The organism is Streptosporangium sp. NPDC000396 (assembly GCF_042898655.1).
GTDB lineage: Bacteria > Actinomycetota > Actinomycetes > Streptosporangiales > Streptosporangiaceae > Streptosporangium.
Genome location: NZ_JBIAZA010000031.1, coordinates 1 through 14,116, shown reverse-complemented (window position 1 = coordinate 14,116; position 14,116 = coordinate 1). Strand labels below are relative to the sequence as shown.

General features: G+C 67.2%; 15 protein-coding genes. 7 read left to right on the top strand and 8 right to left on the bottom strand.

Features of this window, described 5'->3' with window-relative positions; translation table 11 throughout:
- Positions 1-14 precede the first annotated feature (14 nt).
- Positions 15-791: an alpha/beta fold hydrolase gene (locus tag ACFY2X_RS36765; protein WP_389947692.1), complete on the top strand. Its 777-nt coding sequence runs from the start codon at positions 15-17 to the stop codon at positions 789-791.
- Between the two features lie 48 nt (positions 792-839).
- On the opposite strand, the gene ACFY2X_RS36760 is transcribed toward ACFY2X_RS36765, so the two are convergent.
- The gene (locus tag ACFY2X_RS36760) at positions 840-1,562 is read right to left on the bottom strand and encodes an aldo/keto reductase (RefSeq protein ID WP_389947691.1); all 723 of its coding nucleotides are present in this window, start codon (positions 1,560-1,562) and stop codon (positions 840-842) included.
- Between the two features lie 103 nt (positions 1,563-1,665).
- Between ACFY2X_RS36760 and ACFY2X_RS36755 the strand changes: the two genes are divergently transcribed.
- Positions 1,666-2,562 (top strand): helix-turn-helix transcriptional regulator, encoded by an 897-nt coding sequence (locus tag ACFY2X_RS36755; protein ID WP_389947690.1) that lies wholly within the window; start codon positions 1,666-1,668, stop codon positions 2,560-2,562.
- Between the two features lie 175 nt (positions 2,563-2,737).
- Positions 2,738-3,259: a hypothetical protein gene (locus ACFY2X_RS36750; protein WP_389947689.1), complete on the top strand. Its 522-nt coding sequence runs from the start codon at positions 2,738-2,740 to the stop codon at positions 3,257-3,259.
- A 77-nt stretch (positions 3,260-3,336) separates the two neighbouring features.
- On the opposite strand, the gene ACFY2X_RS36745 is transcribed toward ACFY2X_RS36750, so the two are convergent.
- Positions 3,337-4,179, bottom strand: coding sequence for an alpha/beta fold hydrolase (locus ACFY2X_RS36745; RefSeq protein WP_389947688.1), 843 nt, complete (start codon positions 4,177-4,179; stop codon positions 3,337-3,339).
- A 104-nt stretch (positions 4,180-4,283) separates the two neighbouring features.
- On the opposite strand from ACFY2X_RS36745, the gene ACFY2X_RS36740 reads away from it, so the two are divergent.
- Positions 4,284-4,868 (top strand): TetR/AcrR family transcriptional regulator, encoded by a 585-nt coding sequence (locus tag ACFY2X_RS36740; protein ID WP_389947687.1) that lies wholly within the window; start codon positions 4,284-4,286, stop codon positions 4,866-4,868.
- Positions 4,869-5,122: 254 nt separating this feature from the next.
- Here the strand turns inward: ACFY2X_RS36740 and ACFY2X_RS36735 are convergent, their stop codons facing one another.
- On the bottom strand, positions 5,123-6,268 hold the full coding sequence (locus ACFY2X_RS36735; protein WP_389947686.1) for an acyl-CoA dehydrogenase family protein: 1,146 nt from the start codon (positions 6,266-6,268) through the stop codon (positions 5,123-5,125).
- Positions 6,269-6,504: 236 nt separating this feature from the next.
- Between ACFY2X_RS36735 and ACFY2X_RS36730 the strand changes: the two genes are divergently transcribed.
- Together ACFY2X_RS36730 and ACFY2X_RS36725 are read left to right on the top strand one after the other, a co-directional pair.
- On the top strand, positions 6,505-7,863 hold the full coding sequence (locus tag ACFY2X_RS36730; protein WP_389947685.1) for a hypothetical protein: 1,359 nt from the start codon (positions 6,505-6,507) through the stop codon (positions 7,861-7,863).
- A 10-nt stretch (positions 7,864-7,873) separates the two neighbouring features.
- On the top strand, positions 7,874-8,785 hold the full coding sequence (locus tag ACFY2X_RS36725; protein ID WP_389947684.1) for a class F sortase: 912 nt from the start codon (positions 7,874-7,876) through the stop codon (positions 8,783-8,785).
- 39 nt (positions 8,786-8,824) lie between these two features.
- On the opposite strand, the gene ACFY2X_RS36720 is transcribed toward ACFY2X_RS36725, so the two are convergent.
- The 3 genes from ACFY2X_RS36720 to ACFY2X_RS36710 all read right to left on the bottom strand — a co-directional run bounded on the left by ACFY2X_RS36720 (position 8,825) and on the right by ACFY2X_RS36710 (position 11,863).
- Positions 8,825-9,844: an IPT/TIG domain-containing protein gene (locus ACFY2X_RS36720; RefSeq protein WP_389947683.1), complete on the bottom strand. Its 1,020-nt coding sequence runs from the start codon at positions 9,842-9,844 to the stop codon at positions 8,825-8,827.
- Positions 9,845-10,018: 174 nt separating this feature from the next.
- Positions 10,019-10,792 carry an IPT/TIG domain-containing protein gene (locus ACFY2X_RS36715; RefSeq protein WP_389947682.1) on the bottom strand — a complete coding sequence of 258 codons (774 nt, stop codon included), beginning with the start codon at positions 10,790-10,792 and terminating at the stop codon, positions 10,019-10,021.
- A 702-nt stretch (positions 10,793-11,494) separates the two neighbouring features.
- Positions 11,495-11,863 carry a hypothetical protein gene (locus tag ACFY2X_RS36710; protein ID WP_389947681.1) on the bottom strand — a complete coding sequence of 123 codons (369 nt, stop codon included), beginning with the start codon at positions 11,861-11,863 and terminating at the stop codon, positions 11,495-11,497.
- Between ACFY2X_RS36710 and ACFY2X_RS36705 the strand changes: the two genes are divergently transcribed.
- The gene (locus ACFY2X_RS36705; RefSeq protein WP_389947680.1) at positions 11,862-12,953 is read left to right on the top strand and encodes an RCC1 domain-containing protein; all 1,092 of its coding nucleotides are present in this window, start codon (positions 11,862-11,864) and stop codon (positions 12,951-12,953) included. The genes ACFY2X_RS36710 and ACFY2X_RS36705 overlap by 2 nt on opposite strands.
- 207 nt (positions 12,954-13,160) lie before the next feature.
- Here ACFY2X_RS36705 and ACFY2X_RS36700 read toward each other — a convergent pair whose 3' ends face one another.
- Positions 13,161-13,466: a hypothetical protein gene (locus tag ACFY2X_RS36700; RefSeq protein ID WP_389947679.1), complete on the bottom strand. Its 306-nt coding sequence runs from the start codon at positions 13,464-13,466 to the stop codon at positions 13,161-13,163.
- 115 nt (positions 13,467-13,581) lie between these two features.
- Positions 13,582-14,116: sigma factor-like helix-turn-helix DNA-binding protein (locus ACFY2X_RS36695; protein ID WP_389947678.1), on the bottom strand; the 535-nt coding region annotated here is incomplete at its 5' end.

The following is a 14,116-nucleotide window of genomic DNA, read 5'->3' as shown; positions in this document are numbered from 1 at the left end:
CTTGACTCGGGGGCATGGAGCTGGCCTTCGAACGGCGTGGCGCTGGACCGCCTCTGATCCTGCTGCACGGCATCGGGCATCACTGGCAGGCATGGCTGCCGGTGCTCGACCGGCTCGCCGCCGAGCGAGACGTGATCGCCGTGGACTTCCCGGGCTTCGGGGTCTCCCCGCCGCTGCCGCCCGGCACGCCGTACACGGCGGAGAGCCTCGCCGATGCGATCGAGTCGTTCTGCGCGATGCTCGGGCTGCGCGAACCCCATGTGGCGGGTAGCTCTCTGGGGGGTTATGTCGCGCTTGAGCTGGCCTCGCGAGGTGCGGTCCGTACGGCTGTCGCGCTCTCCCCGGCCGGATTCTGGAGCAGGAGCGAGCTCCTCTACGCGAGGACCGTGCTCCGGGTCGCCAGGGCTTCGGCCCGCGCCACGTCGCCGGAGCGAGCCCTGGCCACCGCGGAGAAACGGCTGGGCCGGATGATCTCGGCGGGGGTGATGGTGGCCCACCCGTCCAGGATCTCCGCCGAGGCGATGGTCGCGGGCGCCCAGGCGCTCGGCAACGCTCCTGGGTTCGACGACACCCTCGAATCGTTCGTGTGGATGATGCCTCCGGCGCCGCCGAAGGCACCGGTCACGATCGCCTGGGGCGAGCACGACCGGCTGCTGCTCCGGCGGCAGGCCGTACGGGCGGCCAGGTGGTCGGGCCAGCGGGTGAAGCTGCTCAGGGGCTGCGGGCACCTGCCGATGAGCGACGACCCCGAGTTGGTCGCCCGGGTGCTTCTTGAGGCCTCGGCCGGCTGAGCCCGCCGGCCCGTCGCCTTGAGGCGCCCTGAGGCGTCCTGAGGCGTCCTAAGGCTCGACGGGGCCTTCGCCCGCTCCGGTGCGGATGAGCGAGGCGGCGATGTCGGCGAGATCCTCCGAGGTGAGGCGAAGGCTGTCCGCGTCGGCCCACCCGTCGACCTGGGCCGGCATGCGGGCACCCACGATGGCGCCGGTGACGCCCGGCCAGGCGAGGGTCCAGGCGATCGCCACTGAGGCCGCCGTGACGCCGTGACGCTTCGCCACGGTCTTCAAGGTGTCGGCGACCGCCAGGTTGGCGTCCAGGTTTGTGGTGAAGTCAGGGTGGCCGCGACGCCAGTCGTCCTCGGGCAGCGAGGCCATCCGCTCCTGGGAGAACGTCCCGGTCAGCAGACCGGACTGCATGGGCGAGTAGACGATCACCGCGGTGCCGTTCGCCCTGGCCCAGGCGATCTCGGGTGCCGCTGAGCGGCTGATCGCCGAGAACGGGGGCTGGATCGCGTCGACGTGCGCCACGCTCTCGGCGATCTCCAGCTGAGCGGTGTCGTGGTTGGACAGGCCGATCGCCCGGATCTTGCCCTCGCGCTTGAGGTCGGCCATGACCTGCCAGTATTCCTCCAGCGGGGTGGCGTTGAGCGAGGGTCCGCCGTCGTCGGTGGCGCCCCAGGTGAAACGCCAGCCGGCGCCGCCGATGACCCAGGCTCCGAAACCGAGCCTGCTGACGCTCATGTCGGCGATGGTCATGGTCGTGTCGTTCGTGTTCGTGGTGTTCATGGCGTCGAGTCTGGAAGCGGGCGCGAGCCGTACCCAGTGCCGTGCCGTTCCCTAGGACCGGCAGGACCAGGTTGGGCGGTGCCGGGGGGCGGATAGTCAAGAGGTGAACGAACTGGGTGACTTTCTGAAATCCCGACGGGCCCGGATGCGGCCCGAGGACGTGGGTCTGCGGACGTACGGCGGGCGCCGCCGGGTTCCCGGACTGCGCAGAGAGGAACTCGCCCAGCTCGCGGGCATGAGCGCCGACTACTACATGCGCCTGGAACAGGGGCGGGGCAGAGGGGTGTCCGAGGAGGTGCTCGCCTCGATCGCCAGGGTTCTGCGGCTGGACGACGACGAGCGGGCCTACCTGTCCAGCCTGGCCCGCCCCACCCAGCGGAGGGGGCGGGCCAGGCTCCAGGTGGGGCCGCAGCTGCGATTCCTGCTGGAGGCGATGGAGGGCGCCCCCGCCTACGTGATCGATCACCGGACGCGTGTGCTGGCCTGGAACCGGCTGGCCTCGGCGCTGATGCTCGACTTCGGAGCCGTTCCCGAAGAGCGGCGCGACTGGGGGCGCCTGTGCTTCCTGGACGAGCGGACCAGGGAGATCTTCCCCGACTGGGAGCAGAAGGCCAGAGCGACGGTCGCCTACCTGCGGCTCAACGCGGCCAGGCACTCCGACGACCCCGTGCTCACGGCGCTGGTCGGCGAGCTGTCGGTCAAGAGCGAGCTGTTCCGTTGCTGGTGGGCCGATCACAACGTGCGGGAGAAGACCCACGGGACCAAACGGTTCCGCCACCCGCTCGTGGGCGAGCTGACCCTGCACTTCCAGACGCTCAGGGTGGTCGACGCGCCCGACCAGGCACTGGTCGCCTATGCCGCCGAACCGGGGTCGGAGTCGGAGGCCGCGCTGCGGCTGCTGGCGAGCTGGACCTTATCGGAACGTCTGTCCCCACATGGCGAGCATCACGAGGATGAACACGATCATGACGCCCGCGTAGGCGACCGGGCCGAGCCGTAGGGCTCGGCGTATCCGGTTGAGACCCCAGGCGAACAGGAGCGCCAGGAAGATCAACAGGATCAGTCCGCTGTTCATCACCACCGCCTCGGGAAGCCGTCGCTGACCAGTATGCGTCCGCTGCGCCGATCTTGCGACGAGTAACACGATGCCGAACTTCGTGGCATCGTTGCGGTTTGTGAACAGATCCTTGAAGGTAACGCGCGTTCTGCTGGTGGCCGCCTTCGTCGCCGGTCTTTCCGCCTGCTCGGGGGAGGACAAGGCGCCCGTCCCCTCGGAACCGCCCGTCACCGCGACCTCCGCGTCTCCGTCCGTGTCCGTCGCCGCGTCCGGGACGCCCGAGGCCCTGGCCTCGGTCTCGCCGCCGCCCTCAGCCTCACCCTCGCCCTCCGACTCGCCGAGTGAGGGCAACGGGCTTGGGATCAGGGGGACCGACGCCGTACTGCTGGGAGACGTCCAGCTACAGGGTGCGGACTCGATCACGGTGGCACCCAGCGGCGAGAAGGCGCGGAAGGTACAGCTCACGCCGTTCACGGTGGTGCTCGACGTGCAGGGAGCCATCTGCGACCAGGGCAAGCTCCCGCACAAGTGCACCGTGGAGCAGCTGGTGAAGGCGCTCAAGGGGGGTGCGTCCCTCTACGCCAAGGTGACGGTGAAGGACGGGGGCGCCACGCGGATCGAAGAGATCGTCCCGGAGTGACGACCCCGGCGCGCCCCTGCCCCAGGACGCTGTTCGCTCACCTGTTCAGCGGGGGCGGCGCTTGAGGCCCGTCCAGGTCACTTGCCGACGAAGGCCAGCAGCGCTTCGTTGACCTCGGCGGCGTGCGTCCACAGCAGGCCGTGCGGCGCGCCCTCGATCTCGACGTAGTCCGCCTCCGGGAACGCCTTGTGGAAGGGGCGTCCGGTGGAGTCGACCGGGAGGATGTTGTCCTTGGTCCCGTGCAGGATCAGTGACGGCTTGCCGGCGGCACGCACCGCGGCGACGTCCTCGCGGAAGTCCTCGATCCAAGCGGGCACCACCGCGTAGGCGGCGACCGGAGCGGAGGTGGTGGCGGTGTTCCAGTTGGCGGTGACGACTTCCTGGCTGATCCTGCTGCCGAGGTTCTCATCCAGGTTGTAGAAGTTCTTGTAGAACTGGGTGAACCAGGCATAGCGGTCGGCCCGGGCCGCGTCGACGATGCCGTCGAACACCGACTGCGGCACTCCGGTGGGGTTGTCGTCGGCCGCCAGCAGGAACGGCTCCAGCGACGCCAGGAACGCCAGCTTGGCGACCCGCTCGTGGCCGTGGTTCTTGACGTAGCGGGCGAGTTCGCCGGTGCCCATGGAGAACCCGACGAGGATGACGTCGCGCAGATCCAGCGTCTCCAGGAGGGTGTTCAGGTCGGCGGCGAAGGTGTCGTAGTCATAGCCGCTGCCGACCTTGCTGGACTGGCCGAAGCCGCGGCGGTCGTAGGTGATGACCCGGTAGCCGGCGGTGAGGAGCTCGCGGGTCTGGAGCTCCCAGCTGTGCCCGTTCAAGGGATAGCCGTGGATGAGGACGACCGGCTGACCGGATCCCTGGTCCTCGTAGTACAGCTCGATGCTGGTGCTGTTTTCGGTACCGACCGTGATGTGGCCCATGAAATTCCCCTTTCCAAGTCGGAGAACGATCGTTCTCCGGCTGTGTCCCCTACAATAGAGAACGCTGGTTCTCTGTGCAAGTTCTCTGTGCAAGAGGAGTTCTCGTGATCGATGAGAAGACGGCGCATGAACAGGTCGTGTCTACCGCCGACCGGCTGTTCTACGCCTATGGGGTCCAGGCCGTCGGCATGGACACCGTCCGCACCGAGTCCGGCGTCTCGCTGAAGCGCATCTACGCGCTGTTCCCCTCCAAGGACGACCTGGTCCTCGCCGTGCTCCGGCACCGGACGAATCAGTGGAACACCGGCATCGCCGGCGCCGTCGCCGTCGCCCGAACGCCACGCGACAAGGTGTTGGCCATCTTCGACTTCCTGGCTGACTGGTTCCGCGAAGACGGCTTCCGCGGCTGCGCCTTCATCAACGTCTTCGGCGAGTTGGGAGGCGGCAGCGACAGGGTCGCCGAGGCCGTACGCGAGCAGAAGGCGTCCTTCCAGCGCCGCGTCGCCGAACTGGTCCGCGAGGCCGGTTGCCCCGGCCACCTCGCCCCGCAACTGGTCCTTCTCTCCGAAGGCGCCCAGACCACGGCCGCCATCTCGCGGGACCCCGACACGGCGGCGCATGCCCGCGCCGCGGCCGACACCCTCATCCGGTGCGCGCTCGGAGACCCCGAGAAAACGCCCGCCGGGTGACATCCCACGGCCGCGGAGAGCCGATCCGGGGTTGAGGGACAACGGTGCACTGGCGCGTGCCTCTGGATACGGCTCGCGCCGGGCCGGCCTGATTCAGGCACCCGTCGCCCCAGGGCTCGCCGGTTGTGAAGTTTCCGAGGGCACCGGCGGAGGCGGTGAGGTGGTGGCGCGATTGTTCGAGTGGCGGACGGAAAGCGGAACCGCCGCGGCCCACGATTGGTGCAGCGGTTCCGCCGGTGTGCTCCGGGGGAGTCTCAGAAGCCGAAGGAGCGACCGATGATCTCCTTCATGATCTCGGTCGTGCCGCCGTAGATGGTCTGGACGCGGCTGTCGATCCAGGCCTTGGCGACGGGATACTCCATCATGTAGCCGTAGCCGCCGTGCAATTGGAGGCAGCGGTCGATGACCTTGGTCTGCAACTCGGTGGTCCACCACTTGGCCTTGGCGGCGTCGATGGCACTGAGCTGCTTGGCGTTGAGGGCCAGGATGCACTTGTCCACGTAGTGACGGGCGATCTCGACCTCGGTGTCCAGCTCGGCCAGGACGAACCGGGTGTTCTGGAAGCTGCCGATGGTGCGGCCGAAGGCCTTGCGGGTCTTGCAGTATTCGATGGTCGCCTGCAGGACGGTTTCGGCGGCGGCCACGGCCATCACGGCGATCGACAGCCGTTCCTGCGGCAGATTGCCCATGAGCTGGAAGAAGCCCTGGCCCTCCTCCGCACCCAGCAGGTTGGCCGCGGGAACCCGGACGTTCTCGAAGAACAGCTCCGCGGTGTCCTGGGCGTGCATGCCGATCTTTTCGAGGTTGCGCCCCCGGTTGAAGCCCTCCATGCCCCGCTCGACGACGAGCAGCGAGGTGCCGCGGGCGCCCGCGTCCGGGTCGGTCTTGGCGACCACGACGACCAGGTCGGAGTTGATGCCGTTGGTGATGAAGGTCTTCTGGCCGTTGACGACGTAGTGGTCGCCTTCGCGCACGGCGGTCGTCCGGATGCCCTGCAGGTCGCTGCCCGCTCCGGGTTCGGTCATCGCGACGGCCGTGATCAGCTCGCCACTGGCGAACCCGGGCAGCCACCGGGTCTTCTGCTCGTCGTTGGTGAGGTCCACGAAGTACGGTGCCATCACGTCGTTGTGCAGCGAGTATCCCAGGCCGGACGCGCCGATCCTGATGACCTCCTCGACGATCACGGCGTTGTAGCGGAAGTCCGTGATCCCCGCCCCGCCGTACTCCTCCGGCACCCCGAAACCGAACATCCCGATCTCTCCGGCCTTCTTCCACACGTCGCGGGGAACGATGCCGTCCTTCTCCCACTGGGCATGGTGGGGTGCGACCTCGCGGGCCAGGAACTCACGCACGGTCTCACGGAAGAGCTGGTGCTCCTCTTCGAAGAGGTCTCGCTGCATTGACTGCCTCCTAGGGTTCCGGGGAACAGAATACGATTCTGTTACTTTTAGGTACACCCAGTTGGCGAGCCTTGTACGGCTCTCGCCCGAGAGCCGGCCAGATCACAAGTCCGCCACAGTCGTCCGGGGGTCTTGTCAACCTCCTGCGGGGTGCCGTCGTTGGGCAGTACGATCCGGACCGAGTTGTGATTAGATGACCAGTTTTGCGACCAGATTCCGATGATCGGAGTGTTGCGGTGTTTCGGTGGGGAGCTGGCCTCCGGAGAACAGTCGCTGCCTCGGCCCTGAGCCTGACCGTCGGCTCCCTGGTCGTCCTGTCCAGCTCGCAAGGCTTTGCTGAAACGACTAACAACTACTATTACGACTACACCTGCACTGGCGGGCTTGCTTCCGGTACCAACAAGGTTGTCAAGGTTAAACTGTCCATCCCGCAGAGCATTCAGCTTGGTAATCCGCTTGAGGTTGGCTGGGCGCTTTCTGAGTCGCCTCTGGTGTCGCCTGGCGATTATGGGGCAGGGGCCACTCTTGCTGCTACGGGAACGGTGGGAATCTCCGGCCTTTGGGATGGCACGCTGAACTCCTCAGGGGTCAAAGATCTTGCCGCCCTTAAAAAAGATGACAAGCTGGAATTTCCTGCCATAGCGGTTGGGTCTGCCGCCACCGCCAAGTTGGGTGATGTCAAAGTTAAACCGGGAGTCCTGAGGTTCTCCTTCACTCCACCTGAGTCGGTTGTAAAAGTCAACGACACCTCCGATCGGCATCGAATCAATTATTCGAGCGGCTGGGGGTACTCTGACAGGCGCAAGGTGCAGAATCCCGACATGTTTGCGCCTAACGATCCAGGCGACTACTTGGATGACGTCCACTACACGACAACGAATGATGACTTCGCAGAGATAAAATTCACTGGCACGGGCATCGAATACATCACTGAACGTGACGATGACATGGGCAGAGTGGAAATCTCAGTGGACAGTGAGGCGACTAAAACTGTCGTGGATGCCTCGAAAAAGTCCGACGGTACTTCAATGCCCCCTGGCACGCAGAAAGACAAGCTTGGACAGCAGGTGCTTTGGTCGCGTAAGGATCTGACGGCTGGTGAGCATACGGTCAGGCTCCGGAAAGTTGATGGTGCATACATGATTGTGGATGCCTTCAACTTGATTGCTAAAAAGCCTGCAACGCCTCCAGCGGAGTTTGATACGACCTGCACCCCTCCTCAGAACGCGGAGATAGTGACAGTCAAGGTCGACAGGACGCCGACGCCTACTCCCACTACCACGACGCCGACTCCCACTCCGACGCCGAGTCGCACCGTGACGGTCACCGCCACCCCGACCCGGGCGACCACCTCGACGCCCAGGCCGACCCTGACCGTGACGACGACCGTCACGCCCACCCGGGCCACGCCCACCAGGCCGCAGGTCACCGTGACTCCCACGGGTGGCGCCCAGACCGGTGAGGCTCCCGAGGAGAACGGGCCTTCGGGGGCGGGGCTGATCGGGGCTGGAACCGCCATGGTGCTGGGGAGCGCGCTGGGTGGGGTAGCCCTGAAGCGGCGGCGGGCGACGCATGCGCGTGGTCGGGACAAGTAGGGGGCGCCCGATGCATCCAGAGCCTTCGCAGGGCGGTCCCGATCCCCACTACGGCGGTGGCCGTGCTCCCAGGAGCAAGGGGGGCATGCTGCTGCCCGCGCTTCTCGTGGCCGGGTCGCTGGGCGGGATCGGCGCGATCATGGCGGGACTGCTCACCTATCTGTCGCCCACGGCTGAGGAGGAGATCTACGGACCTCCGGCGCCGCAGGCCGGGAGCACCATCGAGGTGCAGGACGTCCCGCAGCCGGGCGAGCAGGGAGCATCGGAGCAGCAGCCGCAGCAACAGCAGCCGCCGGAGCAGCAACAGCCAGGGCAGCAACAACCAGGGCAGCAGGACACCGGGGGAGTGTCGCCCACGTCGGTGGGGCCGGGCGGGCCGGACGCGCCGCTGACGGCCGCCGCCGCCACGGCGCCGCCGCCGTTGCCGGTGGTCAAGCCTCCGGAGCCGCTCAAGAGTGTGGGCGTGAAGCCGTACAGGATCGCCATTCCGAAGATCGGTCTACTGGCTCCGCTGATGGCGCTCGGCGTGGACGCCAAGAAGGAGGTCCAGACTCCTCCGCTGAGCAAGCCGAACCAGGCGGGGTGGTACAGGCACGGGCCGGTTCCCGGCCAGCAGGGGCCCTCGGTGGTGCTCGGGCATGTGAACACCCGCAGCGGTCCCGCCGTCTTCAACCGCCTGAAGGAGGTCAGACGCGGGGACAAGATCAAGGTGTCCCGGTCGGACCGGACGATCGTGGAGTTCACGGTCGACGGTGTGGAGCAGGTCAGCAAGAAGGCGTTCCCGTCGAAGCGGGTCTACGGCAACACCGGTGAGGCCACCCTGCGGCTGATCACCTGTGGCGGTGTCTACAACCGCCAGACCCACCACTACACCGACAACATCATCATCTACGCGACCCTGTCGAAAACCCGTCGCGCCTGATCGGGGACGCTCCCGTGTGAGCGGTCCGCCCGTGGAGTCTCACAGATAGGTGTAGGGGAGACCGGGAGAGCTGGTTCCGGCGACTGAGGCGACGGTGACGTTGACCGAACCCGTGCCCGCGGGTGCCACGGCGACGATGTGGTTGTCGGAGACGACCGAGAAGGAAGCCGGGACGGTGCCGAAGAGCACGTCGATGGCGTAGGTGAAGCGGGATCCGCTGATGGTGACGCGGCTGCCGCCCGCGGACGGCCCCTGGTTCGGATTCAGGCCCGTGACGATCGGAACGGCGACGTAGGTGTAGACGCTGCCCGCGTTCGGCGCGCTGGTCCCTCCTGGTGTGGTGACGGTGACCTGGACGGATCCCGAGCCGCCCGGTGCCGGGACGAGGAGCTGGTTGTCGTTGACGACCGAGATGGGCGTGGCCGGGACTCCCCCGAAGAGCACGGAGCTCGCCAGGCTCAGGTGCGCGCCGTTGACGGCGACGGTGTTTCCGCCCGTGACGGGGCCCTGGTCGGGCGCCAGGCTCGTGACGATGGGAGTCAGGGCCGAGGTCGAGTAGGAGTACGGCACCGCGTTGCTGACGCCTCCGGGCCCGCTGACCGTGACGTTGGCGCAGGGGCCGGGGCCGGGTGACGGAGGGGACGTGGCGGTGATCTGCGTGCTGGAGACAACGGAGAACGCCGCCGAGGTGGATCCGAACTTCACCGAGGTGGCCCCGGTGAATCCGGTGCCGGTGATGGTCACCGGGGTGCCACCCGCCACCGGACCCCCGTTCGGATTCAGGCTGGAGATCACCGGAGCGGCGACGGCCACGTAGGTGTAGAAGACGAATTGGCTGCTGGTGCCGCTGGGGCCGGAGACCGTCACGTTGACCGATCCCTGTCCCGGAGGGGTGGTCGCGTTGATCTGCGTGTCGGAGACCACCCCCATGTTGGTGGCCATGTTGGTGCCGAACTTCGCCGAGGTGACCCCGGTGAATCCGCTGCCGGTGATGGTCACCGGGGTGCCACCCGCGTTGGACCCCTGCTGGGGCGACACACCGCTGACCACTGGGGGCATGAGCCCTCACTCCTCTCTCTTTCCTCGCCGGGTGCCCCGGCCGGCTCCGGCTCGGCCAGGGCACGGGTTTCACGGGAGTGGGCACGAGCGCGGCCACGGGGTTGACATGGGGTTGGTCCACCGGCCGGTCCGGAGAGGCCGGATCGTCGCCCCCGACCCGCGTTTCACGAGGGCTCAGGGGTAGGTGAAGGTGGCCGCGGCGCTGCTCCCGCCGCGCGTGGTGACGACGACGTCGATCGCACCGGTCGGGCCGGCGGGAGCGATGGCGAGGATCTGCGTGTCGGAGTTGACGGAGAAGTCGGCATCGACTCCGTCGAAGGTGACGCTGATGGCCGAACCCACGAAGGCGGTGCCCGTGATGATCACCTCGGTGTCCGCGGCGCCGTTGTCGGGGCTCAAGGTGGTGATGGTCGGTGTGTCGTAGAAGGTGAAGGAGTTGGCGAGGGTGGCGGTGCCGCCGGCGGTGCGGACGGCGACACTCTGGGTTTGGGTCCAGGGGCTGGCTCCGACCGGGGTGACGCTGGCGGGTGTCGCCGAGACCTGGGCGTCACTGGTGGGAGTGGTCAGGGTCGCGGTGACGCCGCCGACCTGCACCCGGTTGGTGGTCAGCAGGATCTCGCCGGCGATCGTGACCGAGGGAGGCGTCGCCGCCGACCCGTCGGCCGGGTTGAGGCTGGAGACGAACGGGGAGTCGATGTAGTAGAACGACAGCGCGTTGCTGGTGACTCCGGCGGTGGTGACGGTGACGCTCGCCACCCCGCAGCCGGACGGAACGGTGCAGGTCACGACCGTTCCGGCGCCGTTGACGGTGGCGCTGACCGTTCTGGAGCCGATCTTGGCGCTGGTGGTGCCCGTCAGGCCGGTGCCGTTGATGGTGAGGGTCTGACCGTAGCTCCCTTGGTTGGTTCCCTGCGGAGCCGCGCTGAGCGAGGTGATGACGGGGGCCATCGTGATTCTCCTTTTCTGGAGTTTCTTGGAACGCTCTCTCGGGGGTGATCGAGCGGTGGTGCCGAGGTGCGCGTGATTCCGGTGCCTCCGGCCGGTCGTGCTGGGCCGTACGGCGCGGCGGTCACCGCTGTTTGACCGCGGCCGTCCAGGAGATTCCCGTGGGAACCATGACGGTGGGTTTGGCCGCGGCGGCTTTTTTCGGTGCATGGTGGATGAGACTCATGATGTCTCCGGTTATAAGCGGAAATATTCGGCCCGTGGGGCGAAGAAGATCGTGTCGCCCTGACGGCTCGCTGAAGGTGGCCGACCGTCCGCTCAAGTTAGGGCATATCGCCTCGAAAAGACCGAGACGTCTTGGCCTTAAATCTGATCAAAGACGTCTTGCCATCTGGATCGATTGAATCTGATCGACTGGGAAATGTAAAGGGTTTATTCGAGATGAGTTCGCTTAAATAATCATCTGGTAAGGAAAAAGATCACATCTGGTGTGGGGCAGGTGAATGGCCGGAAGTTGCGATCGGGCGCTCATTGATCTGCCGTGTCCGCCGCTGTGCCGGAGCGGTCGGGAGATGCTTTCGGGATGGCTGGGCCGCTCATTGTGGAAGATGGCCCTGGTGGTCGGGGCCGTGCGGTCGTCCGGTCCGGGCGGGCGGCCGTATTGAGAGACTAATTGCCGATATTTCACCTATCTCGCTATTTGCTTTAATTTCCGCCTTGGTCAAGGCGTGTTTTTCTTGAGATGATCTTGTGTTTTACGGCGATCCGGGCGAGGGTGATATGTCGGTATTTCTTCCGGCTGTGCGGCTCGACCGTCCGGGAAGTGATCGGTTCGCCGGTCTGGCGGGCGTGCAGTGATAGCGTCCGGATTGTTGTTGAATTCGGCGTGCGCGGCGGGAAATAAGCCGCAGGCGGCATCTTATTGACCCTGTTCGGGGGAATTGTTGTGGAATCAGTTTCCGGTTCTTTCGCGAGACGGACGAGAAGCGTGGCGGCCGCCACGCTGGGGGTGGTGCTGGCGGTGCTGACGGCGGCGGGGGCGCCCGCGTCGGCATCGGCCACGGAACGGGTCATGACCTGGGGGTTCAACAGTGACGGCCAGCTCGGCGACGGCACGACAGTCGAACGGCACACTCCGGTGACGGCGGCTGGGGTGACCACTGCCGGAGTCGCCTCCGTCGCCGCGGGTAGCGCTCACAATCTGGCATTGCTGTCCAACGGCACCGTCGAGGCCTGGGGCGACAACACCCGAGGCCAACTCGGTGACGGTGAGATCGGCACCGACAACCTCACACCGGGCACCGTGGCCGATCTGGCCGGCGTCGAGGCCGTCTCCACCGGTCTCGCCCACAGCCTGGCGTTGCTGTCCGACGGCACGGTCATGGCGTGGGGAGACAACACCGTCGGCCAACTCGGCATCGGCACCGTCGGCGGGGTCGAGCCACGCCCCGTCCCGGTGCCCGGCCTGACCGGCGTGCGGGCCATCGTCGCGGGTGACCTGCACAGCCTGGCGTTGCTGTCCGACGGCACGGTCAGGGCCTGGGGGTTCAACAACGACGGTGAGCTCGGCGACGGCACGGTCAACGTCAGTGGCACTCCCGTCACTGTCGTCGGTCCGGGTGGTGCCGGTGTCCTGGGCGGTGTTCGGCGTATCGCCGCGGGCAGCTTCCACAGTCTGGCGTTGCTGTCCGACGGCACGGTCAGGGCCTGGGGAGAGAACTTCGACGGTCAGCTCGGCGACGGCACGGTCAACGACGCTCTCACTCCCGTCACTGTCGTCGGTCCGGGTGGTGCCGGTGTCCTGGGCGGTGTTCGGCGTATCGCCGCGGGCGGCCTCCACAGTCTGGCGTTGCTGTCCGACGGCACGGTCAGGGCCTGGGGAGACAACTCCTCGGGTCAGCTCGGCAACGGCGACAAGCCCAACGACAGCGACACCCCCGTCACCGTCGTCGGCCTGAACGGTGTCTTCGCCATCGCCGCGGGCGGCCTCCACAGTTTGGCCTTGGCGTCCAACCAGCCCGTCAAGGCCTGGGGGGAAAACGGTGCGGGTCAGCTCGGTGATGGCAACGCGCCCAACGACAGCGACACCCCCGTCTCTATACGGACCGGGGTCAGCGGACTCGTGTCCATCTCCGCGGGCAGCAACCACAGCATCGCGGCTTGAGACTCTTCCCCGGGGCCGGGCGGTTCTCCGCGACCGGGCGATCCTCCCGGCTGCGGCCCGCCCGCCCGGCGAGGCCGTTCGCGCCACGCCGTACACCGTGACCTGGGCGGATGCTTGCCGTCGGACCGTTAGTCGCCTGCTCGATTCGGGTAAGGAGCTATCTGTAACAGGAGTGCCCCCCGAAAGATCAGAGAACGGGGGGTGTACTCAGGTGAGCATTGTGCGGGCCGGTGCGGTGGCCGTGCTCATAGGGATGGCGGCGATCGGCGCGATCCAGCACTCGAAGCCGACCGCCGGCAAATCCGCGAGCTGGGCGGTCAAGCGGCCTGGCGGGGGCTCGGCCTTCAGACAATCCGACAGCCGGTCGATCGTGCGGCCGAGGTGGGCCGCCAAACGGCACAAGAGCTGGACGTCCGGACGGCCTGGAAACCTCGCTGCCAGGCAGCACAGGAACCCGGCGATCCGGCGGTCCGGAGACTGGACCGCCCGGCGGCTGAAGGGTTCGACGGTCATGCGGCCCACGCGGGCGAAGGACGGTGCCCGGCACCCTCGGCCCGGAAGGGAGCAGGGCTGGGCAGACTGATCGCGGGCGGGGGGGGGCCTCGACGGCTGCACGTCTGGGCTGGTCCTAGCGCTGTGGCCCCACCGCCCAGGGCCGGAGCTTCTCGGGGTTGCGTACCGCCCAAATGCGCTTGATCCGGTCGTCTGCGACGTCGAACGCCGCCACCACCACGGTGACGCCATCTTGCTGGGCCACCAGGCCGGGCTGACCGTTGACCATACGCTCCAGGATCGTCAGGTCGGGTGCCCTGTCGGCGATGGCGATGATGTAGCGGGCGATCTGCTCGCCGCCTTCGATGGGGTGGAGCGCCGCGCTGACCACGCCGCCGCCGTCGGCGATCCCCGTGGCGTCGGGGTCGAGGAGGCCGATGAGGGCGGCGATGTCCTTGGCCTCCCAGGCCTGCTTGAAGTCCCTGACGAGGCCGGCCTGCCGGGCCGCCGGGGCCGCGGGAGCCCGCGACGCGTCGATGCGGCGGCGGGCCGAGGAGGCCAGCTGGCGGCAGGCCACCGGGGTCCGGCCGACGATCTCGGCGACCTCGGCGAAGGAATACCGGAAGACGTCGTGCAGGATGAAGGCGACGCGCTCGGCCGGGGTCATCGAT